Genomic DNA, 22798 nt, shown 5'->3' with positions numbered 1-22798 from the left:
CACGCGGCGTGAGGCTTCACGGTGGGCCTGTTTCCCCGGCACCACTCCACGCGGTGACTCGACCCCCTGAGTCACCCTGTCTTTACGGGCCGCGACACGCCGCGTTAGCCTGACTGCTCAACAGCTTGGCTTCCCGCGTCATGCGGGAAAGGGGTCCCGACGATGCCGCTCACCCTCCCTCCGCGCTACGGGCTGTATGAGCCGGAGACCGAGCACGACGCCTGCGGCGTGGGGTTCGTGGCCCACATCCGGGGTCAGCGCTCGCGGGGCATCGTGGAGGACGCGCTGGAGCTGCTCAACCGGCTGAGCCACCGCGCCGCGGCAGGGCGCGACCCGGAGACGGGCGACGGCGCGGGCATCCTGGTGCAGCTGCCGCACCGCTTCTTCAACCACGAGGCGCCGAGGCTGGGCTTCGAGCTGCCGCCGCGCCGCCAGTACGGCGTCGCGCAGGTGTTCCTGCCGCAGGAGCCGGAGGCGCGGCGCGCGTGCGAGGCGCTGTTCGAGGACGTGGTGGAGGAGGAGGGGCAGCGGCTGCTCGGCTGGCGTGACGTGCCGGTGGCGCCCCAGGAGCTGGGGCCGCTCGCGCGCGAGGCCGCGCCGGTCATCCGTCAGCTCTTCATCGCGCGCCGCCGCGTGGTGCCCAGCGCCTTCGAGCGCAAGCTCTACCGCATCCGCAAGCTGGTGGAGAACCGCGTGCTGGCGCGCGGCGTGGATCCGCAGGGGCGCTTCCACGTGGCCAGCTGTTCGTCGGAGACGCTCATCTACAAGGGGCTGCTGCTGCCCCGGCAGCTGCCGCGCTTCTACGCGGACCTGCGGCACCCGGAGTTCGTCAGCGCGCTGGCGCTGGTGCACTCGCGCTTCTCCACCAACACCTTCCCCACGTGGGAGCTGGCGCAGCCGTTCCGCTTCATCGCGCACAACGGCGAAATCAATACATTGCGTGGCAACCGCAACTGGATGACGGCGCGGCGCGGGCTGCTCCAGACGGCGAAGCTGGGCGGGAGCCTGGAGCCGCTGTGGCCCATCATCGTCCCGGGCAAGAGCGACTCCGCGCAGTTCGACAACATGGTGGAGCTGCTCTACCTGGGCGGCCGCACCCTGCCCCACGCGATGATGATGACCATCCCGGAGGCGTGGGAGGGCAACAAGGAGATGGGCGACGAGCGCCGCGCCTTCTACGAGTACTCCGCGTCCCTGCTGGAGCCGTGGGACGGCCCCGCCGCCATCGCGTTCACGGACGGACAGCTCATTGGCGCGACGCTGGACCGCAACGGCCTGCGCCCCGCGCGCTACCTGGTGACGGAGGACGACCGCATCATCCTGGCGTCGGAGGCGGGCGTCATCGACGTGCCCCCGTCGCAGGTGCGCCGCAAGGGCCGGCTGACGCCGGGCCGCATGCTGCTGGTGGACACCACGGAGGGGCGCATCCTGGAGGACGAGGAGGTGAAGCGCGAAATCACCTCGCGCTGGCCCTACCGCCGCTGGCTCCAGCGCAACGTCTTCACCTTCGACGACCTGCCCCAGGTCCCCGCCCCCGCGCGCGTGAAGGGCGAGGCGCTGTGGAGGCTGCAGCGCGCGTTCGGCTACACGGACGAGGACGTCCGCACCACGCTCATCCCCATGGCGGAGACGGGCAAGGAGCCCACGGGCTCCATGGGCACGGACACGCCGCTGGCGGTGCTGAGCGACCAGGCCCCCACCCTCTTCAACTACTTCCACCAGCTCTTCGCGCAGGTCACCAACCCGCCCATCGACCCGCTGCGCGAGGCGCTGGTGATGACGCTGGCCACCGCGCTGGGCCCGGAGGGCAACACCTTCGAGGAGACGCCGGAGCAGTGCCACCGGCTGTCCCTGCCCGGCCCCATCCTCACCAACGGGCAGCTGGCGCGCCTGGCGAACCTGCGCGGCGACACGGGCCTGTTCGAGCCGCGTCCCTTGAGCCTGCTGTACCCGCACGCGGGCGGCGCGGCCACGGCGCTGGAGGTCGCGGTGGAGCGGCTGTGCACGGCGGCGGTGGACGCCGTGGACGCGGGCGCGAGCATCCTCGTGCTGAGCGACCGGGGCGTGGACGCGGCGCACGCGGCCATCCCCGCGCTGCTGGCCGTGTCCGCGGTGCACCAGCGCCTGGTGCGCGACGGCACGCGCATGTACACGGGCATCGTGCTGGAGACGGCGGAGGCGCGCGAGGTGCACCACTTCGCGTGCCTGTTCGCCTACGGCGTGTCCGCGGTGAACCCGTACCTGGCGCTGGACACGCTGCGCGCGCTGGCGGACGCGGGTGAGCTGAAGGCGGACGCGGACAAGGCGCAGGCGCAGTACCTCCACGGCCTGGAGGAGGGGCTGCTCAAGGTGATGTCCAAGATGGGCATCTCCACGCTCCAGTCCTACCGAGGCTCGCAGCTCTTTGAAGCCGTGGGCCTGCAGCGAAGCCTCATCGAGAAGCACTTCACCGGCACGTCGTCGCGCGTGGAGGGCGTGGGCCTGCCGGAGCTGGGCCGCGAGGTGGCGGAGCGGCACGCGCGCGGCTTCGGCCCGGGCGCGGACGGCGAGGAGCACCTCTTGCCGGTGGGCGGGCAGTTCCGCTGGCGCCGGCAGGGCGAGCGGCACAAGTGGAACCCGGCCACCGTGGCGAAGCTCCAGGCGGCGGTGCGCGCGAACGACCCGGTGCAGTTCCAGGAGTACTCGAAGCTGGCGGACGACGAGACGCGCGAGCACAGCAACCTGCGCGGCCTCTTGGACGTGGTGACGGACGGCTGCACGCCGGTGCCCTTGGATGAGGTGGAGCCCGCGCTGGAGCTGGCGCGGCGCTTCGTCACCGGCGCCATGTCCTTCGGCTCCATCAGCGCGGAGGCGCACGAGACGCTGGCCATCGCGATGAACCGGCTGGGAGGCAAGTCCAACAGCGGCGAGGGCGGCGAGGAGTCCCGCCGCTACACGAAGGACGCCAACGGCGACTCGCGCCGCAGCGCCATCAAGCAGGTGGCCAGCGCGCGCTTCGGCGTCACCGCCGAGTACCTGGTCAACGCGGACGAGCTTCAAATCAAGATGGCCCAGGGCGCCAAGCCCGGCGAGGGCGGCCAGCTGCCGGGCCACAAGGTGGACGAGCGGATTGCGCGCGTGCGCTGGAGCACGCCGGGCGTGACGCTGATTTCGCCGCCGCCGCACCACGACATCTACTCCATCGAGGACCTGGCGCAGCTCATCTACGACCTCCAGTCCGTGAACGCGAAGGCGCGCGTGAGCGTGAAGCTGGTGAGCGAGGTGGGCGTGGGCACCATCGCCGCGGGCGTGGCCAAGGCGGGCGCGGGCTGCGTGGTGGTGGCGGGCTACGAGGGCGGCACGGGCGCCTCTCCCCTCTCCAGCCTCCAGCACGCGGGCCTGCCGTGGGAGCTGGGGCTGGCGGAGACGCAGCAGGTGCTGGTGCACAACGGCCTGCGCTCGCGCATCCGCGTGCAGGTGGACGGCGGCCTGCGCACCGCGCGCGACGTGCTGGTGGCGGCGCTGCTGGGCGCGGAGGAGTTCGGCCTGGCCACCGCGAGCCTCGTGTCCGTGGGCTGCATCATGCTGCGCAAGTGCCACCTCAACACCTGCTCGGCGGGCATCGCCACGCAGGACCCGGCCCTGCGCGAGCGCTACCAGGGCACGCCGGAGAACGTCGTCAGCTTCTTCCTCCTGCTGGCGGAGGACCTGCGCCGGCACATGGCGGGCCTGGGCGTGCGCAAGCTGGAGGAGCTGGTGGGCCGGGTGGACCTCTTGCGCCAGCGCGCGGCGGTGGACCACTGGAAGGCGCGCAAGCTGGACCTGTCCGCGCTGCTCACCGCGCCGGCCGCGCCGGCCACCGAGCCGCGCCACTGCCAGGCGCCGCACCGCAAGGACGTGTCGGACCACCTGGACCACGAGCTGCTGTCCAAGGCGCAGTCCGTGCTCGCGGGCGGGCCGCCGCTGATGCTGTCGCTGCCGGTGGCGAACACGCACCGCGCGGTGGGCGCCATGCTGTCCGGCGAGATTGCCCGCCGTCACGGCGCGCAGGGACTGCCGGACGGCAAGCTGCGGGTGAAGCTGAAGGGCTCCGCGGGCCAGAGCTTCGGCGCGTTCCTCGCGTCCGGCGTGACGCTGGAGCTGGAGGGCGACACCAACGACTACCTGGGCAAGGGGCTGTCCGGCGGACGCATCATCGTCTACCCGCCGGAGGGCAGCCGCTTCACGCCCGAGGAGAACGTGCTCGTGGGCAACACGGTGCTCTACGGCGCCACGGCCGGCGAGGTGTACCTGCGAGGCCTGGCCGGTGAGCGCTTCGCGGTGCGCAACAGCGGCGCGCAGGCGGTGGTGGAGGGCGTGGGCGACCACGGCTGCGAGTACATGACGGGTGGCGTGGTGGTGGTGCTGGGCCAGACGGGCCGCAACTTCGCGGCCGGCATGAGCGGCGGCACCGCGTACGTGCTGGACCGCGAGCGCTCCTTCCGCGAGCGCTGCAACCTGGAGATGGTGGAGCTGGAGTCGCTGGTGGACGAGTCCGAAATCTGGCTCGTGCACGGGATGATTGAGCGCCACCTGCACCACACCGGCAGCGCGCTGGCGCGGCGGGTCCTGGACAACTGGGAGCTGATGGTGCCGCAGTTCATGAAGGTGATGCCGTCCGACTACAAGCGCGTGCTCCAGGCGCGGAGGGCGGCGCGAAGGCCGCCACCCGCCACGAGCGTCCAGCAGCTCCACGTCGTCGGCGGGGGGACCTGAGCCATGGGCAAGCCCACGGGTTTCATGGAGTGGCAGCGCGTGCCCGCGCCCAAGCGGGACAAGGTGGAGCGCCTGGAGGACTGGCGCGAGCTGCACCTGCCGCTGGCGGCGGACGAGGCGAAGCGGCAGGCGGGGCGCTGCATGGACTGCGGCATCCCCTTCTGCCACCAGGGCTGTCCCCTGGGGAACCTCATCCCGGACTTCAACGACGCGGTGTACCGGGGCCAGTGGAAGGAGGCGTACCAGGTGCTCAGCCGCACCAACACCTTCCCGGAGTTCACCGGACGGCTGTGCCCCGCGCCGTGCGAGGCCGCGTGCGTGCTGGCCATCGACCGGGACGCGGTCACCATCGAGCAGATGGAGAAGGAGATCTCCGAACGCGCCTTCGCGGAGGGCTGGGTGAAGGCGAGGCCTCCGGCGCGCCGCACGGGCAAGCGCGTGGCGGTGGTGGGCTCCGGGCCCGCGGGCCTGGCGGCGGCGGCGCAGCTCAACGCCGCGGGACACAGCGTGACGGTGTACGAGAAGGACGCTCGCGCCGGAGGCCTGCTGCGCTACGGCATCCCGGACTTCAAGCTGGAGAAGGCGGTGCTGGACCGCCGGCTCGCGCTGATGGAGGCGGAGGGCATCGTCTTCCGCACGGGCGAGGACGCGTCCGTGACGCCGGGCTGGCGCGCGCTGCGCGAGCAGTACGACGGCGTGGTGCTGGCCCTGGGCGCGCGCAAGGCCCGCGAGCTGGACGTGCCGGGCCGCGAGCTGTCCGGCGTGCTGCAGGCCATGGACTACCTGGAGCACCAGAACCGCGTGGTGACGGCGGGCGCGGCGCCGGACGCGCGGCTGGAGGCGCGGGGCAAGCGGGTCATCATCCTGGGCGGCGGCGACACGGGCTCGGACTGCCTGGGCACGGCGCTGCGTCAGGGCGCCGCGAGCGTGATGCAGGTGGAGCTGCTCCCCGCGCCGCCGCAGGTGCGCGCGAAGGAGAACCCGTGGCCGCGCTGGCCGCTGGTGTTCCGCACGTCCACCAGCCAGGAGGAGGGCGGCGAGCGCGCCTTCGCGATGATGACGAAGCGGCTGGAGGGCGAGGACGGCCAGCTCCAGCGCCTGCACGCCGTCCGCGTGGAGGTGCAGCGCGAGCCGGGCGGCGCCGTGAAGCTGGTGGAGATGCCGGGCTCCGAGCAGGTCTTCGAGGTGGACCTGCTGGTGCTGGCCATGGGCTTCACCGGCCCGAACACGGACCGGCTGGCGGAGGAGCTGGGCGTGGCGCTGTCGCCGCGCGGCACGGTGCGCGTGGACGCGAAGTTCGCCACCACCGCGGCGGGCGTGTACTGCGCGGGCGACGCCAGCCGGGGCGCGAGCCTCATCGTCTGGGCGCTCGCGGACGGCCGTGAGGCGGCGCGCGCGCTGGACTCCTGGCTGTCCGGCACCGCCTCCGCGCTGCCCACGCGCGGACAGGACTGCGCCTTCTGACCCAGGCGCGTCGAGCTCCCGACACGGCCCTCTTCCTGGAGGGCCGATGGGGAGACACTCGACGGGCTACATCGTCCATTCCCACTGCGCGCCATCAGTGGACGAGGGCCGCGGGCGGCTGGAGGAAGTCGAGCGGCAGCTCCCGCGACTGCGCCTTGAAACCGCCGCGCGCCTCCAGCAGCTGCTTCACCACGCCCACGTCACGGATGGGGCCCACCGTGAGCCCCGGCTCGGGGGAGCCGGGCGGCAGGTCCAGGGGCACGCTCCCGGACAGCGTCTCCATCCGGGACAGGTAGCCCGCATCCAGGCCGATGAACCAGCCGCACGTGGTGCAGCTGGCCAGCTCCTGGAGCCGCTGGTGCCGGCGCAGCAGGTCCGCGAACGGCCATGACGTCAACTGCGCCCCGAACTGCGCGTCCGGCACGACGTACATGAAGCCGCTGCCGCCACCCGTGAGGAACTTGGACAGCCGCGCCGGGATGCCCGACGTGGGACTGACGTGGGTGAAGGCCAGGTTGTCCGTGCCGGAGACGTCATTCGTCCCCGTGTCCTTGAAGTGACAGCCATTGCAGGTGTTCACGGAGAACTCCTTCCGCGCGCAGACCTCCGTGGCATCCGTGGGTGTCACGCTGAAGCCCTCCCAGTGGGTGGGAGGCCCCACCAGCGAGTTGGCGCCCACGAACGGTCTGCCATTGACGGCGCGAGGCATCGCGAAGCGCGCGGTGCACCGGGTGGAGACGGTCACCGGCTGCTCGACGCCGTTCTTGACGTGCGTGCGCACGAAGGCGTCGATGTCCGGGTCCGTCTGGGAGTCGTGGTTCGCGTCATCGGGGGTCCGCGCCATCGTGTGGACGCGCAGGAGTCCGTTGGAGGGTTTGTCCTTGCCGCTGACGGGGTTCTCGTCCGCCAGCCGGAACTCCCGCAGCTCCCACGGAAACCCCAGGGCGCTCTCGTTGGTGCGCAGCTGGTTGAGCGCGTTTCCATTGCCCTTCCCCGGAGCCCTTCCCCGCAGGACGACGCTCTGGGTCATCTGCTGGAGCTGCGCCTTGTAGGCCACGTTGAAGGAGCCGTACGTCCCCAGCACCGCCCACTGCCGGGCCCAGGCGATGACCGGCGCGCACCCATCCCCTGGCACGCCGTACTCGAAGATGACGGTGAAGGGCTTGAGGTTGCACGTCGCCTCCGTGCCACCGCCCCACGGCGAGGGGCGCGTCAGTCCGAAGAGGAACCGCAGCTCCCCTGGGTCGCTCGGCTTGCCGTCGGAGTCCCGGATGCCCGCCAGGTCGATGCGGTTGACGATGGCCAGCAGACGGAAGGGCGCGAGGTCCAGGTCCAGCGGCTTGCTCAGCGCCACCTCCCAGCGGCCCGTCGTGGGGTTCTGCTGGAGGGTGGACGTCGCGCCGCTCGCGGTGGCCCAGGGGGCAATCACTTCGTCATGCATCTTGCGGCGCGCGGGCACCGTGTCGCCGTTGGCCTGGAAGTCATTGAGCCACAGCGACAACCAGCTCAGCACGAAGGCCTCTGGCCGCGCGCCGGAGCCCTGGGCCATCTCCCGCATCAGGTGCGCGAAGGTCCACACCCCGCCTTTGGTTCCCTCGCCGGTGCACGGGTCCCACGTGCGCGCCGGGTCCAGCACCACGGCCGGGTCGCGGATCATCAGCGTCCGCTCCCACGAGGACTGGGTGGAGGCCGGCAGCAGGGGGCAGCTCGTGACCGGCACCTTGGAACCCCACCCGAAGGACTCCGCGTCCATGGGGAGCCCCTGGTAGCGGGCGACCGGGTGGCGGCCGTTGAAGAGGACCGTCTCCCGGGTGGTCACGCCGAGCTCGCCCGAAGCCAGCCGGCGCTCATTCTCCTGACGGCGCTCCAGCTCCGAATCCGGGAGCCGCGCGAAGAGCGTGAAGAAGTCCGGGCCGGGGCTGGAGGGAATCGCGCCCAGCCGGGCCAGCGTGTCGGAGTGGAACAGGACCGTGGGCCGCGCCGGGTCTCCCTCCACGCGCACGAGGCTGTCCGAAAGCAGCGGATCCACCGGGGGCGGCAGCTTCACGTGCACCGCCGTCGTCTCTCCCAGGGCCGTGGGCCGCGCCAGCTTCTGGGCGAAGGTGCTGGCGACGGACGCACCGTCCACGAAGGGCAGCTCACCCAGGCGCGCCGTGGCCCCCCGGGACGCCTCCGCGGCGTCCTGACGCCCGGGCTCCTGTACCGGCTCCTTCGCGCAACCGCTCACCGCCAGCACGGCTCCCAGGACGGCGATTCTCAACTCCTCGCACTTCCGAAACATACATTTCCCCCGGCAATGCCAGCCTTTGCATGGACTGGCTGGCATTGACTCAACGTCGCGGGGATGAAGGGCGCGCACGGACGTCCAATCCCAGACGGGCCGCAGTCCGGCCCCGGACAGGGCGCTGCCCACTCGAATGATCCACGAGGTCCGCGCCCATTCCCTTCCCGACAGGCTCACGGCCTCGCGGGGTCCACACACTTGGAGGCCCAACGCATCACGAGGCCCGTCAGTGGACGCGGGCCGCGGGCGGTTCAATGAAGTCGAGCGGCAGCTCCCGAGGCTTCATCCTGAAGTCGGGGCGCAGCTCCAACAGCTGCTTCACCACGCCCACATCGCGGATGGGCCCCACCCTGAGCGACGTCGCGGGCGAGCCGGGCGGCAGGTCCAGGGGCACGTTCCCTGCGATGGCCTCCATCCGGTTGAGGTAGCCCGCGTCCAGGTCGATGAACCAGCCGCAGGGGGAGCAATGGGCCAGCTCCTGGAGCCGCTGGTGGCGGCGCAGCAGGTCCGCGAACGGCCACGACGTCACCTGCGCTCCAAACTGGGCGTCCGGCACGACGTACATGAAGCCCTCGCCCCCACCCGTGAGGAATTTGGACTGCCGGGCCGGGATGCCGGACGTGGGGCTGACGTGCGTGAAGGCCAGGTTGTCCACGCCCGTGAAGTCGTTGGTGCCCGTGTCCTTGAAGTGACAGCCATTGCAGGTGTTGCTGGAGAACTCCTTCCGCGCGCAGACCTCCGTGGCGCTGGTGGAGACCGCGGTGACAGCCTCCCAGTGGGTGGGCGGCACCACCAGCGAGTTGGCGCCCAGGAAGGGCCTGCCATCCATCTCACGAGGCACCGTGAAGCGGGCGGTGCAGTGGGTGGGGACGGCGACCGGCTGCTCGACGCCGTTCTTGACGTGCGTGCGCACGAAGAAGTCCACGTCGGGGTCCGTCCGGAAGTCGTGGGTCGCGTCATCCGGGGTCAGCGCCAGCGTGTGGACGCGCAGGAGCCCGTTGGAGGGGAGGTTCCTGCCGGTGCCGGGGTCCTCGTCCGCCAGGTGGAACTCCCGCAGCTCCCATGGGAATGCCAGCGCCACCTCGTTGGTGCGGATCTGATTGAGCGCGTTGCCGTTTCCCTTGCCCGGCGCCCGTCCCCGCCGGACGACCCCCTCCGTCATCTGCTGGAGCCGCGACCGGTAGGCTTCATCGAAGGTGGAGGACAGCCCCAACCCCACCCACTGCCGCGCCCAGCGGGTGAGGGCCTTGCACCCCTGGCCCGGCACGCCGTACTCGAAGATGACGGTGAAGGGCTTGAGGTTGCACGTCGCCTCCGTGCCACCACCCCACGGCGAGGGGCGCGTCAGCCCGAAGACGAACCGCAGCTCGCCGGGGGTGGAGGACCGGCCTCCGTATTCCGGGCTGCCCGCCAGGTCGATGCGGTTGACGATGGCCAGCAGACGGAAGGGCGCGAGGTCCAGGTCCAGCGGCCTGCTCAGCGCCACCTCCCAGCGGCCCGTCGTGGGGTTCTGCTGGAGGGTGGACGTCGCGCCGCTCGCGGTGGCCCAGGGGGCAATCACTTCGTCATACATCTTGCGGCGCGCGGGCACCGTGTCGCCGTTGGCCTGGAAGTCATTGAGCCACAGCGACAGCCAGCTCAGCACGAAGGCTTCCGGGAGTGCGCCGGAGCCCTGGGCCATCTCCCGCATCAGGTGCGCGAAGGTCCACATCCCGCCCTTCGTCCCCGCGCCAGTGCACGGGTCCCACGTGCGCGCCGGGTCCAGCACCACGGCCGGGTCGCGGATCATCAACGTCCGCTCCCACCAGGCCTGGGTGGAGACCGGCACCCATGGGCACGTCGTCTGGGGCACGAGCGCGCCGTGCGCGAAGGCGTCCGCGTCCATGGGGAGCCCTTCGTAACGGGCAGCCGGGTGGCGGCCGTTGAACAGGACGGTCTCCCGGCCAGGCATCCCGAACTCGCCCGAGGCCAGCCGTCGCTCGTTCTCCTCGCGGCGCTCCAGCTCCGAGTCCGGGAGCCGCGCGAAGAGCGTGAAGAAGTCCGGGCCAGGGCTGGAGCGGACCGCGCCCAGCCGCTCCAGGGTGTCGGAGTGGAACAGGACCGTGGGCCGTGCGGGGTCTCCCACCACGCGCACGAGGCTGTTGGTGAGCCCCCGGTTGGCGGGCGGCGGCAGCTTCACGTGCACCGCCGTCGTCTCCCCCAGCGCCGTGGGCCTTTTCAGCGTCTGGGCGAAGACGTCCACGACGGACGCGCCCGGTACGGCGGGCAGCTCCGCCAGGCGGGCGGTGCGTCCTGGACCGGACTGCATGCCCGCCGGCGCCTCCTGCACTGGCGGCGGCGGCGCGGACGCGGGCTCCTTCGAGCAGCCCCCCACCGCGAGCACGATTCCCAGGACACCGATTCTCAATTCATTGCACTTTTGAGACATGCGCTCCCCCCACGCGAAGCGACAGCCCCGTCATCCGATGACGGTCCTTGTCTCAACGCCGAGGGCGCGCATGCATGACCGGAGGCCCACCGCACGGCAGGTCGCAGTCAGGCCCCGGACAGGGCGATGCCCGCGTGAATGATCAGCGGGCACCGCGCGCATCCCCTTCCCGACAGGTTCCCCGCCTCGCGGGGTCCGCACGCCTGGGCCCCGGCTTTACGCGGGCACGGGCGCCACGGGCTCCGGCGAAGCGGCGTGCTCCGGGACGGAGGGCGCGGGCGGCGTGGGCACGGCGAGCGCGGCGGTGGGGACCTCGCCCACGGTCTCGCCGTGCTGGCTCAGGTCCAGGCCCAGCTCCTCCTGCTCACGGGTGACGCGCAGCGGGACGATGCGGTCCACGAGCTTGTAGAGCAGGTACGAGCCCACGAAGGAGAAGACGGAGACGACGACCAGCGCCAGCATGTGCATGAGGAAGGTGCGCGTGGTGCCGTGGATGAGGCCCACGTCCTTGGCGAGCACGCCGGTGAGAATCATCCCGACGATGCCGCCCAGGCCGTGGCAGGGGAACACGTCCAGCGTGTCGTCCAGGGCGGTGCGGCTCTTGAAGTGCACGGCGGCGTTGCTGACGAAGCTGGCGACCAGGCCCACCACGATGCTCTGCCCCACGGTGATGAAGCCCGCGGCGGGCGTGACGGCGACCAGGCCCACCACCGCGCCCACGCAGGCGCCCATGGCGCTGGGCTTGCGGCCGCGCAGCCAGTCAAAGGCGATCCACCCGAGCATCGCGGCGGCGGAGGCGGTGTTGGTGGTGGCGAAGGCCAGCGTGGCCAGGGACGACGCGGACAGGGCGGAGCCCGCGTTGAAGCCGAACCAGCCGAACCACAGCATGCCCGTGCCGAGCATCACGAAGGGCACGTTGGCGGGAGCGTGCGTGGCGTGCGTCAGGTGCACCTGGCGGCGGCCGAGCACGATGGCGCCCGCGAGCGCGGCGAGGCCCGCGGACATGTGCACCACGGTGCCGCCGGCGAAGTCGAGCACGCCCCACTGGCGCAGGAAGCCCTCGGGGTGCCACGTCCAGTGGGCGAGCGGCGCGTAGATGAAGAGGCTGAAGAGCACCATGAAGAGCAGGTACGCCTTGAAGCGCACGCGCTCCGCGAACGCGCCGGTGATGAGCGCCGGGGTGATGATGGCGAACTTGAGCTGGAAGAGCGCGAAGAGCAGCAGCGGCACGGTGGGCGCCAGGTCCGGGTGCGTCTCACCGCCCACGCCGCTGAACATGAAGAAGGTGCGCGGGTCGCCGATGAAGCCGTGGAAGCTGTCGCCGAAGCACAGGCTGAAGCCCACCACGACCCAGAGCACGCTGATGACGGCCATGGCGATGAAGCTCTGCATCAGCGTGGAGACCACGTTCTTCAGCCGCACCATGCCGCCGTAGAAGAACGACAGGCCGGGCGTCATCAGCAGCACCAGCGCGGTGGCGGTGAGCAGCCACGCGGTGTCCGCCGGGTTGATGGGACCGCCCTGCTTCACCTGCGCCGCCGGGGTCACCAGCAGGCCCGCCACCCCCACCGCCACCAGCAGGACCATCGCCATCCACTTCTGCATCGCCGCACCTCTCCAGAGAGCTGACGCAATGCAGTGTAGGTCTGAGAGGGGCTAACTTCAATCCATCGGAGGATAAATCCGCATGAAACAAGCCTAAATTCTTCAATTCTGAACCTAAAAACCCGCTGCCGATGCTTTAGGCAGCAACCATCAAGGCAGGCCCCTGGCGGCTACCTCCTGTCCAGGATGCGCCCCTGTCCGTCGATTGCGTACACGGCCCCCCCATCCAGGATGGGCTCATTCAAGCCACAGCGTGAGGGCCGCGGGGAGAACCACACAAAGAACAGGTCGGACCCCGATTGGAGCACATGGGTGTCGTAGGTGCTCCGCCTGGAGAGACACTGCGCCATGCGCTTGTCGGGATCCTCGGTCTGGACCTCCGAGCCCGGGGGCAAGAACTCGTTCATCGCGACCTCGAGGGCGGCCATCACGGGCCCCTCCAGGTGGATGCCCTCCTTGAACGAGTTCGGAAACACCACGGCAGCGGCCTCTTCGGGAGGCGCCCACGAAGCCTTCTTCACCTTGTGGTACCCGAGCAGCGAACACCCAGTCAGTGGGAGGCAGAACAGGGCCATCCCCGTGAGCATCTTCATCGCGAGACCTCCCCGCGAACAGCTACGGCAACCATGACTGCCCCTCGAACAAGTCGAAGCTGAAGTCCCCTGCCGTTCCAGAAGCCTTCCCAATAGGGATCCACTTTCCAGCTCGCAGTGCCGACACGACCCGGGAGGAGTAGTTGTAGTCGTACGCAAGGCATCCGCCATTCCTGGGGCCATGGAAGAGGAGCAGTTCGTGCTCCCAGATCCTCCCGGACTTGTCCACGAAGCGAGCGGAGCCCCACGGCGACCAATCCGGCGCGTGGTTCGCCCCCATGTCCTCGCGAGAGAACTCCCAGTTGTGGGGGTGCGGATGCGCAGGCCCCAGGATGACGGGGTCACGGGTGCTGGCATCCCGGAGCGCCAGCGGCACCTTGCAGTACTTCCTGCCTCCAGGCCCGTCTCCGCCCAGGTCCGAGAAGTAGCTGAGGAAGTAAGCCTCCGCTTGGGGCGAGTAGTACCAGAGGGCGCAGTACTCCTTGCCTTGCCGTCCATGCAGGGTCGACGCGCCGGGCATCTGGATCATCCGCACACAGGCCGCTTGCGCCAGTTCCTCCCGCGTTTTGAAGGGACCCGCCAGGGGGCCCTCGACCTCGTACATGCCGTTGGCGAGCTGGCGGACACGGATATCCGGATGCGGCGCCGAGCACCCCAGCGCCACGAACAACACCGTCCAGTAGAGGTTCGCTGGCATCCGCAGTCCAATTTCAAGGAGACCGCAGACCTATATCAAACCGCGTTCGCCTGACTCCAGATCCTGAATCGGGGCATTGACCTTGCCCATCAAAATCACGGCCTCCGCCTAATTTCGATTCCCTGGCGGCAGAGGCGTCGTGTCCGGGCAGCCTCCCTGGGCCTTTGTGTCGATCTTGGGCTGTCTCCCCGGACAGCGGTACCGGCACCACCAATCCTGGCCTGACTGGGAGAACTCCTTCCCTTTCAACCAAAGCCGGCAGACCTCCGGGGTCTGGAGCAAAAAGACACCCCACTGCATCTCATTCCGCAGACCTTCACTGGTGCGGGACATCAGCTCTTGAAGCACCGGGATGGCAGCAGGATGGGCCATGCGGATCAGGAACGCGACCATGTCCCAACGCGTCTCGCCATCCGCCTGATACCTCGTCCGGATCGCCCCCAGCACCTCGCTTTGCGCATCCGGCGGAAGGACGACCATTCCCGGCTCCAACGCGGAGAACGGCACCTTTGCATCCACCACCAGTTCCCGCAGCAGCGGCAATGCCGAAGCCCCCTCCACCCTGATCAACCCCTCAACGGCGGCAGCAAGCTCACGGCTCTCATCGGAGTCTCTTGGGTGTCGCAGTTCCTTGATGACGCTTCGGTAGAGAGCACTTGCGTCACGTCCATGCTTGCTCGCGGTCTGCGTCCGGCATCCCGCGCAGAGAGCGATTCCCCCGAGCATCGCCAGGAGCCACAGGGCCCTGCCGCGTTGGCGTCCTTCTATCGGCGGTCGTTCGGTCGCGACGGGATTGTGTCCGGACATTCTCCCTCGACATTCGTGGTGTTGGACTGCCGCTCACCAGCGCAGCGGTAGTTACACGACCAGTACCAGCCCGACTCCTTGAGGATTCTCTGCGCCCCAGAAAACCTGCAGACCTCCGGGGTCTGGAGCACCAGGGCTCCCCACTTCATCTGATCCCGCAGCCCCGCATCGGTCTCCCGAGCAGCGAACTCCCGCAGCATCGGAATGGCCGCGGGATTGGCCAGACGGCTCAGGAAATAGACAATCTCGACTCGCCCCTGACTGTCCGTCTCGTGCTCGAACCTCGTTCGGAGCGCTCTCAGCACCTCACCGTGGGCATCTGGCGGCAGGAGCAGGATCCCCTGTTTCAGCGTCCCCAATGACACGTCCGTATCGGCCACCAGGTCCAGCAGGAGCGGCAACGCGTCAGTCCCCTCCACCCTGGCGAGCCCCTCGACGGCCACCTCGAATTCGCACTGCTCGAGGTAGCTTCGGGGATACCTCAAGTCCGCGATGACGCTTCGATACAGCGGAGCAACCTCTCTCCCATGCTGGCTCACGAAGCGCCGGATGTGCGCTGTCTCTCCGTCTGACGGGGGAAGATCTGAAGGTTCATACTGATACACCAGGAAGGCCCGATCGAACTCCTCCCGGAGAGGGTGCTGCTTCATGCAGCCCGCGCAGAATGCGGTCCCTCCGATCACCGCCAGGAGCACCAGCACACTCCGCCTATCGGGCCTGATCATTCAGCTCGACCTCACTCTCCATCAGCGGTCGCAAGGAGTTGGCCTCCTTGACCATGCTCTCGAAAACACATGGGTCCTGATGCCGCAGACGGCAGGCATCGCGAATCATCTGCCTGCGAACCGGCTCATCGGTCTCTCGCTTCGCGGCGGCGTCCAGGTGTTCGGCACCTCGCGGGTCCTGGATTGCCACGAGGGCAAGCGACAGCCCTGAGCGGGGCCCCGGATGGGGCTCCATCTCCAGGCGCTTCACGACTGCCCAGAATTGTTTTTCCGGAGCCAGCCTCCCGATGAAATAGACGGCCTGACAAGCGACGAACGAGTCGGAGGGCGATTGGAACGCCACCCATTCCAGCAAGGCCAGGGCCCGCGCGTCACCGCTCGCCACAACACAGCGGAGCGCAAGGTCCGCCGTGCGATACGCCTCATCACTGGCTGGACGCAGATGTTTCTCCAACGCGTCCGCGCAAACGCCATATGCCCCACCAGGATTTCTTCCAACGAACTCCTCGACGGGGTCAGGCGGCTCAGGGTTCAGGATGGGCTCATGGCTTCGCATCCCTTCCCTCTTGACCATCGCGTGGAACTCCCGGTGCGCACATCCTTCCAGGCAGGCGACCGCGACCATCGCCAGAGCCACCGCCACGCGATTCATTTTTCGAGAGGCCCCGGACAGCGAGAGTGACACCGCCATCTCCACTCCAAGATTGTAGCAGGAGGACGCGGAGCCAGGCTGCCCCACGGGGGTCAATCCTCCTCCGACCCCATCGCGTTCAGTTCTTCTGGCAGCGGGGCGTTCATCAGGGTGAGTCGTCCTGGCAGTTGCACCACCAGGAAGCCCTTTCCGTCGATCCGGATGTGCATGCCGTGTGCGGCCGTACCTTCCTTGAGCCACGCCTCCGCTTCAGCCCGGGTCGCGAAGTCCCGTTCGACCTTGATCTTGAAGTCTGGGCTGAGGATCTCGCGGTAGTAGCGGGTGAAGTCGTCCAGCTTGTTCATGTGCCGGACGTAGACAAGGCAGATCGCCGCGACCTGGAGGGCGTTCCATTCTCGTGAGCCCTTCTCGTGGCGCCGGGTCTCGTCCCCCAGGACAGCGAGCACATCCTCCACATCGACTTCCGGCTCCTTGCTCACGGGTACGTCCTTTCAGATGGGGCTCAACACCAACAGCCCGGCAGGAGCCACGGCGAGCGAGAAAGCCACTCCCGCGACGACGACCACAGTTCCCAATGCCACCTCGGACTTGTGCTCCCGGAGCCAGTCCAACGCGGCAGCCATGTCAGGGAATCGCAGCTCCCGTTTCGCGCCCTGTTGCTCCAGTGACTCCTGCTCCTTGATGCATTTCATGAACGCTTCAAGGCATTGGCTCGTGCAGAGCCGGTGGTGGGGTTCTGAGTGCTTCTCCATGTCTTCCACTGTCGGCTTCCGTCTCCAGCACTTCTGGAGTAGGTCTTCCGCTCGGGACGTTGGGTGTGCCCGCAAGCAGTCGCCATCATCACCGTGAGGACGATCCAGGCACATGACCGGGCGTTCATGCCCGGGAACTTCACCAACGCTCCCGGCACGGCTTCAAGCCGCGCCGGACCTCTGTCCTGCGCCGGTCAGTTCACCTGCGCGAGCGGTCCATCGACTTCCGCGTCCTCGTTCTCCGGCGCGTCCTCCACTGCGTCCACGCCCTGCGGAATCCCGTCCACGTAGGTGACGACGTTGTTCGGCAGCGCGGCCACTCGCGGGCCCGGTGTCACCACGCCCGTGAGGTTCAGCGGATCCACTCCGGACAGCTGGATGCGCACGCCGGACGGAGGCGCGCGCCGCACCGCTCGCGCCATGTCCACCGCTTCTGGCAGCGCGAACTGCTCACCCACGAAGCCCGATACGAAGCGGCCACCTCGCAGCTCGCCTCGCGCTTCCATGCGCCGGTAGACGAACAGCAGCTCGCGCCACGTGGGCGCCAGCGACTCGCGCATCACCAGGTCGCGCCAGACGATGCCGTAGCGCTGGAGGAACAGCTTCGCCAGCGACTCCGTCACCTCCTCCTGCGACTTCGGCTCCGACGGCGCCAGCAGGGTCCAGCGGCCCGGGCCACCCCGGTTGAGCAGCTTCTGGCGCTTGCGGTGCGCCGGGCTCTGCAGGATGCGCAGGTTCTGCACCGCGTCCGCCGTCACCAGCCCCTTCGCCACCAACTCCCACAGCGCGTCCTCCACCTCCGCCGGCAGCCTGCGCGCCCGCGTCACCAGGTCCTGGAAGAAACACGCGCCCCGCCGCTCCAGCACGCCCACCACGTCCTTCGCCGCCGCGCTCAGGTCCGGCGGCGTCCACACGCCCCCGTCCGCCAGCACCGCGTGCGGACGCGCCGCCGCCAGCATCCACTCCAGGTCCTCGCGCACCGTGAACGTCAGCGGCGCGTTGCGCGTGGGCGACGAACGCTTCGCCACCACCGGCTCCGGCGCCTCCACCGGCGCGCCCCGGCGAGGGCCCGCGGGCTTCGGCGGATCCTTCAGCGTCACCCTCCCCCACGCGACCTCGCCCGCGTAACACGCGCGCTCCATCAGGTCCGGCGTGTAGCCCCGCATGCGCGCGGGCAACAGGAAGCGCTCCCACGCGGAGGCCGGCGCCTCGTAGCCCTGCAACAAGCGCACGGCCTTGAGCAGCCCCGTGGAGCCTCGCAGCGCGTCCATGTCCTCCAGGTGGTGCCACCGGAAGAGGAAGCGCATGAAGTCCTGCGGGCTCAGCGGCTCAATCTCGCGGCGCAGCCGCCCCACCGTCAGCCGGTGGATGCGCTGGAGCAGCCGCCGGTCGCACCACTCCAGCACCGGGCTTCCGTCCGCGTCTTGCGCGACCGGCACGTCCTCCCGCGCGCGGAACTGGCCTCGCAGCACGCTGCCCTGGCTCTCCAGGTTGTGCAGCGCCAGGTTGATGTCGTCCGCGTCCAAGAGCGTCAGCCGCGCCAGCTCCGTCACCGTGGTGGGCCCCACCAGCTCCATCCGCCCGCGCACCACCTGGAGCACCGCCGCGTCGCGCTCCACCGGCCGGTCGTACTCCAGCACCGGCAACACCGGCTGCGTCCGCGCGTCCGGGAACAGCGCTCGCACCGCGTTGCCCCGCTCCGCTGACACCAGGAACCGCGCGCCCTGCCGCTCCAGCCAGGCCACGCGCCCCTGCTTGAAGAGCCCCGTCTCCAGGCCCTTCGGCACCTCCGACGCCCGCACCAGCACCAGCTGCAAGAGCGCGTCGTGCAGCTCGTCCTCGTCGCGCATTGGCTGCGCGGCGTCCTCCACCACCTGCCGGATGGCGTTCGCGTCCAGTGCTCCGAACGCCGCCGCGTCCTCCGCGGGCATCGCGCGGCGCAGGGCCACGTTGCGCACGCGGCGCTCCTCGGCCGGCGCGTCGTCCAGGAAGGTGTAGGGCTGGCTGTTGATGAGCGCGTGCGCGAAGACGCTCGGCTCCGGGACGTCCCGGGCGACCAGCTGGATGCGCCCGTCCTTCATGCGCCGCAGCACCTCGCGCAGCCCGTCGATGTCCATCGCCTCGCGCAGACAGTCGTCCATCGTCTGCTTCACCAGCGGATGGTCCGGCAGCTCCACGTCCCCGCCGCCGTGGTTGTCCTGGCAGCCCACCTGCGCGGGGAACACCGCCGCCAGCAGGTCCTCGCTGCGCGCGCGCTGGAGGTTCGGCGCCACGCGCTTGCCGCCCATCATCCGGTGCAGCGTCAGCGCCCGCGACGCCACCCACCGGAAGCGCGTGCCGAAGATGGGCGCCTGGAGGATGGCCTGCACCAGCACCTCCTCCACGTTGTCCGGGTGCAGGAAGTCGAAGATGTCCGCCAGCGGGAACGAGTGCTGTTCCCCCAGGCTCAAGAGGATGCCGTCCTCCGTGGCCGCCGCCTGCAGCTCGAAGTCGAACGAGCGGCAGAAGCGCTTGCGCAGCGCCATGCCCCACGCGCGGTTGATGCGGCTGCCGAACGGCGCGTGGATGATGATCTGCATGCCGCCCGCTTCGTCGAAGAAGCGCTCGGCGACGATCTGCGTGTGGCTGGGCACCACGTCGCCCAGCATCTTCTTCCCCAGCCGCAGGTAGCCCAGGAGCGCGTCCACCGCGGGCGGCGGCACGCGCAGGAGCTTCTCCAGGAAGCCCGCGGGGTCCTCGTGGCGCAGCAGCTCCTCACGCAGCCGGCCCACCTGGAGGCTCAACTCATCCGTGCGGCCCGGCGCCTCGCCGCGCCAGAAGGGCACGTTGGGCGGAGCGCCCCTCGCGTCCTCCACCATCACCGTGCTGCCCACGACGCGCTGGATGCGCCACGCGGTGCTGCCCAAGAGGAAGATGTCCCCCGGCGAGGACTCCACCGCGAAGTCTTCATCCAGCGTGCCCACCACCTTGCCTTCCGGCTGCGCGGTGACGCTGAAGTTGAACGTGTCCGGGATGGCGCCGCCGTTGGTGAGCGCGGTGATGCGCACGCCCCGGCGCCCCTTGAGCCGCTGGTTCACCCGGTCCCGGTGCAGGTGGATGCTGCCCCGGCCGCGGCGCTCGGAGACGCCTTCCGACAGCATCTCCAGCACCTGCTGGTACTCCTCCCAGGTGAGGTCCTGGTACGGGTACGCGCGCTGGAAGATGCTGAAGAGGGCGCGCTCGTCCCACTCCTCGCACGCGCACGCGGCGACGATCTGCTGGGCCAGCACGTCCAGCGGCTTCTTGGGGATGCGGACCGCGTCCAGGTCGCCCTCGCGTACGGCGTTGAGGAGCGCGACGCACTCCACCAATTCATCGCGCGTCATCGCGAAGAGGATGCCCTTGGAGATGCCCGCCTTGTGGTGGCCCGCGCGGCCCACGCGCTGGAGCAGCACGGAGATGGCCTTGGTGGTGCCCAGCTGCACGACCAGGTCCACGTTGCCCACGTCGATGCCCAACTCCAGTGACGCGGTGGCCACCATCACGCGCAGCTGGCCGGCCTTGAGGCGCTCCTCCGCGGACAGGCGCATCTCACGGGACATGCTGCCGTGGTGCGCGGCCACCCACTGCTGGCCCAGGCGTTCACCGAGGTCGTGCGCCACGCGCTCGGACATCTTGCGCGTGTTGACGAAGATGAGCGTGGTGCGGTGCTCGCTGGAGAGTTGGATGAGCCGGTCATAGACCTGCCCCCACATCTCGTGGCTCGCGATGGAGGACAGCTCCGCGTCGGGGATCTCGACCTTGAGGTCCCACGGGCGCTGGTGGCCCACCTCCACGCGCTTGCACTCGGTGAGGGACGCGCCGGTGAGGAAGCCGGAGATGGCGTCCAGCGGCTTCTGCGTGGCGGACAGGCCGAGCAGCTGGGGGCGCACGTCGGTGAGGGCCTTGAGGCGCTCCATGGACAGCGCGAAGTGGCTGCCGCGCTTGTCGCGGGCGAGCGCGTGGATTTCGTCCACGATGACCGTGCGCACGTGGCGCAGGGTGGCGCGGGCGCGCTCGGCGGTGAGGTAGAGGTAGAGGGACTCCGGCGTGGTGATGAGGATGTGCGGCGGGCGGCGCACCATCTGGGCGCGCTCGCCGGCGGGCGTGTCGCCGGTGCGCACCTGGACGCGCAGGGCTTGCGGTTCGTAGCCCTCCTCGCGCGCCAGGGTCATCAGCTCCTCCAGCGGCTGGAGGAGGTTCTTCTGCACGTCGTTGCCCAGGGCCTTGAGGGGCGACACGTAGAGGACCTGGGTGCGGTCGGTGAGCGTGCCGTCGAGCGCCAGGCGGAACAGCGAGTCCAGCGCGGCGAGGAACGCGGTGAGCGTCTTGCCGCTGCCGGTGGGCGCGGCGATGAGGACGTCATGGCCCGCGTGGATGAGGGGCCAGCCTTCAATCTGCGGACGGGTGGGTTCGCCCAGGCGGGAAGCGAACCAGCGCCGCACCACCGGGTGGAAGGCGGCGAGCGCCGGGTGGGCCGCGGACTCCGACGAGAAGGCGAGGGCGATTTGAGGGGACATGGCGGGCTCCCAGAGGGCCAGCCTGAACACAGGTACAGCGCGCCGTCAACGGACAGGGGGTGCCGCCGTTGGACGTCAGGTCAGGGGATGTCGGAGGCCCTGGGTGTTCCTCCCCAGCAGGACGCAGAGCCATCAGGCGGGCAGGCTTCACATCGTAGTGGGAGGCCTCATCCAGCGCGCAAGAAGGCCCGCTGACATCCCGGTGCCGAGTCCCGGAGCTGAAATGCGGTGCGATAGCATCGCTCCGTGACCACGCTCTTCTACGATGACCTCCGCGAGACATCGCCCAGCGGGCGGTTCGTGCTCACGGCCTATTCGCCCGACAACGCGACGGCTTCTCACCAGGCGGGACGGCCTCCGTCCGCCAAGAAGTTGCCCTTCGGGCGTCCCGCCTTTCAGGGCTCGTTCCAGTACCGGTTGCTCGAACATGTTCCAGGCAGCGTCGAGCCACGCGTCGTCTGGGAGCGGCAACAGACGCGTCGAGAGAACTCGCCAAGTGAAGTGATTGTCTCGGATGGGGGCTGGTCCGTGCTTCGGACCCACGGGTTCGCTCCGGAGGTGATTGCCATCTCACCTTCTGGCCAGGAGGTGCTCCGAGTGCGAATCCTGGGACCGACCGCGGAGGCCCAAGGAGCTGGCCTCATCTGGCGGCCACAGTTCCTCATCTGGACGACTGCGGGAGTCTTCTGGTCCGGCGCCTCATGGCCCTACTTCTTCCACGATGAGGGCACGGACTTCTTCGTCTGGCGGACGCGTTGGGGGCAGCGGCTGGTGCTCGACCTGACCCATGCGGCCCTCCTCCCGGAGCAGGAGGCGCCTGTTCACGCCATGGATGCCACCGAGAAGCAGGAGGTATCCGTCCTGCTGTCAGAGCTGACGGAGCACCTGGACGAGGTCCGGGAGTTCTTCACGGCCTCCGGTGCAACACGGCACCGCCTCCTGTCAAAGGCCCGCCGCGCAATCGCCGCCATCCATCTGGTCGGTGTGCACCGGATCCAGGCGTGCTTGCCACTGCTCCAGCAATGGGAGTCAGTGGACCTGCTTGGGTTCGCCATGTCGAGCGCTGCTTTTCCGGGGGCGATCTTGGAGGCTCAGCGCTTTCGCCCCATCGTCCAGCACTCGATGCGGCTGCTTGGGGCGGAGCCTCGGGGTCTCGCGCCTTACCGGTTCCTCGGCGCCCGCTGCTCCGTGCCCGAGTCCGTTCCGGACCGGCGTGAGCGGGCCCGTGCGCTGAAGCAGAACATGCGGGCCCAGGACGTCCTCCTGCAGATGGGAAATCCAGACTCCGTCATCAAGCAATCACGAACGGTCGACGGAGATACCCTTTGGACCGAAACCTGGGAGTACGACTTCCTGGTCGAAGGACAATGGAAGACGCTGCAGCTGGTCTGGGAAGAGCGGCAGTCCCGAAGCCGCATCACCCACATGGAGGAAATACCCGCGCCCTGGCTCCTGTCAGATGCTCGCGTGCGGGAGTTCCTGGACCTCAGCTAACGTCTGACGGCCAAGGCCAGTCCGT

14 protein-coding genes are annotated in these 22798 nt (G+C 69.4%); 3 read left to right on the top strand and 11 right to left on the bottom strand.

Annotated elements, in window-relative coordinates:
• Positions 1–162: 162 nt before the first annotated feature.
• Together gltB and D7X55_RS01155 are read left to right on the top strand one after the other, a co-directional pair.
• Positions 163–4734 (top strand): glutamate synthase large subunit, encoded by a 4572-nt coding sequence (gene gltB, locus D7X55_RS01160; RefSeq protein ID WP_121721956.1) that lies wholly within the window; start codon positions 163–165, stop codon positions 4732–4734.
• Between the two features lie 3 nt (positions 4735–4737).
• Positions 4738–6198: a glutamate synthase subunit beta gene (locus tag D7X55_RS01155; protein ID WP_121721955.1), complete on the top strand. Its 1461-nt coding sequence runs from the start codon at positions 4738–4740 to the stop codon at positions 6196–6198.
• 94 nt (positions 6199–6292) lie between these two features.
• Here D7X55_RS01155 and D7X55_RS01150 read toward each other — a convergent pair whose 3' ends face one another.
• The 11 genes from D7X55_RS01150 to D7X55_RS01100 form a co-directional block, all read right to left on the bottom strand.
• Positions 6293–8458 carry a hypothetical protein gene (locus D7X55_RS01150; protein WP_233609451.1) on the bottom strand — a complete coding sequence of 722 codons (2166 nt, stop codon included), beginning with the start codon at positions 8456–8458 and terminating at the stop codon, positions 6293–6295.
• A gap of 250 nt (positions 8459–8708) precedes the next feature.
• Positions 8709–10889, bottom strand: a complete 2181-nt coding sequence (locus tag D7X55_RS01145) for a hypothetical protein (protein WP_233609450.1) — start codon at positions 10887–10889, stop codon at positions 8709–8711.
• A gap of 237 nt (positions 10890–11126) precedes the next feature.
• The gene (locus D7X55_RS01140; protein ID WP_121721952.1) at positions 11127–12515 is read right to left on the bottom strand and encodes an ammonium transporter; all 1389 of its coding nucleotides are present in this window, start codon (positions 12513–12515) and stop codon (positions 11127–11129) included.
• Between the two features lie 170 nt (positions 12516–12685).
• Positions 12686–13108, bottom strand: coding sequence for a hypothetical protein (locus D7X55_RS01135; RefSeq protein WP_121721951.1), 423 nt, complete (start codon positions 13106–13108; stop codon positions 12686–12688).
• Positions 13109–13130: 22 nt separating this feature from the next.
• Positions 13131–13805, bottom strand: coding sequence for a hypothetical protein (locus D7X55_RS01130; RefSeq protein WP_121721950.1), 675 nt, complete (start codon positions 13803–13805; stop codon positions 13131–13133).
• A 108-nt stretch (positions 13806–13913) separates the two neighbouring features.
• On the bottom strand, positions 13914–14348 hold the full coding sequence (locus tag D7X55_RS01125) for a hypothetical protein (RefSeq protein ID WP_147470000.1): 435 nt from the start codon (positions 14346–14348) through the stop codon (positions 13914–13916).
• Positions 14349–14569: 221 nt separating this feature from the next.
• Positions 14570–15307 carry a hypothetical protein gene (locus tag D7X55_RS01120; protein WP_147469999.1) on the bottom strand — a complete coding sequence of 246 codons (738 nt, stop codon included), beginning with the start codon at positions 15305–15307 and terminating at the stop codon, positions 14570–14572.
• A gap of 13 nt (positions 15308–15320) precedes the next feature.
• The gene (locus tag D7X55_RS01115) at positions 15321–16028 is read right to left on the bottom strand and encodes a HEAT repeat domain-containing protein (protein WP_121721947.1); all 708 of its coding nucleotides are present in this window, start codon (positions 16026–16028) and stop codon (positions 15321–15323) included.
• Positions 16029–16081: 53 nt separating this feature from the next.
• Positions 16082–16468 (bottom strand): hypothetical protein, encoded by a 387-nt coding sequence (locus D7X55_RS01110; RefSeq protein WP_121721946.1) that lies wholly within the window; start codon positions 16466–16468, stop codon positions 16082–16084.
• A 12-nt stretch (positions 16469–16480) separates the two neighbouring features.
• Entirely contained in the window at positions 16481–16741 is a 261-nt protein-coding gene (locus tag D7X55_RS01105) for a hypothetical protein (protein ID WP_121721945.1), read from the bottom strand.
• 194 nt (positions 16742–16935) lie between these two features.
• Positions 16936–21279, bottom strand: a complete 4344-nt coding sequence (locus D7X55_RS01100; protein WP_199746822.1) for a DEAD/DEAH box helicase — start codon at positions 21277–21279, stop codon at positions 16936–16938.
• A 246-nt stretch (positions 21280–21525) separates the two neighbouring features.
• On the opposite strand from D7X55_RS01100, the gene D7X55_RS01095 reads away from it, so the two are divergent.
• On the top strand, positions 21526–22773 hold the full coding sequence (locus tag D7X55_RS01095; protein WP_120546505.1) for a hypothetical protein: 1248 nt from the start codon (positions 21526–21528) through the stop codon (positions 22771–22773).
• Positions 22774–22798 lie beyond the last annotated feature (25 nt).

The organism is Corallococcus sp. AB049A (genome assembly GCF_003668885.1).
In the GTDB taxonomy this organism is placed as follows: Bacteria; Myxococcota; Myxococcia; order Myxococcales; family Myxococcaceae; genus Corallococcus; species Corallococcus interemptor.
The sequence above is the reverse complement of the archived record's forward strand: the minus strand, read 5'-3'. Positions and strand labels throughout refer to the sequence as shown.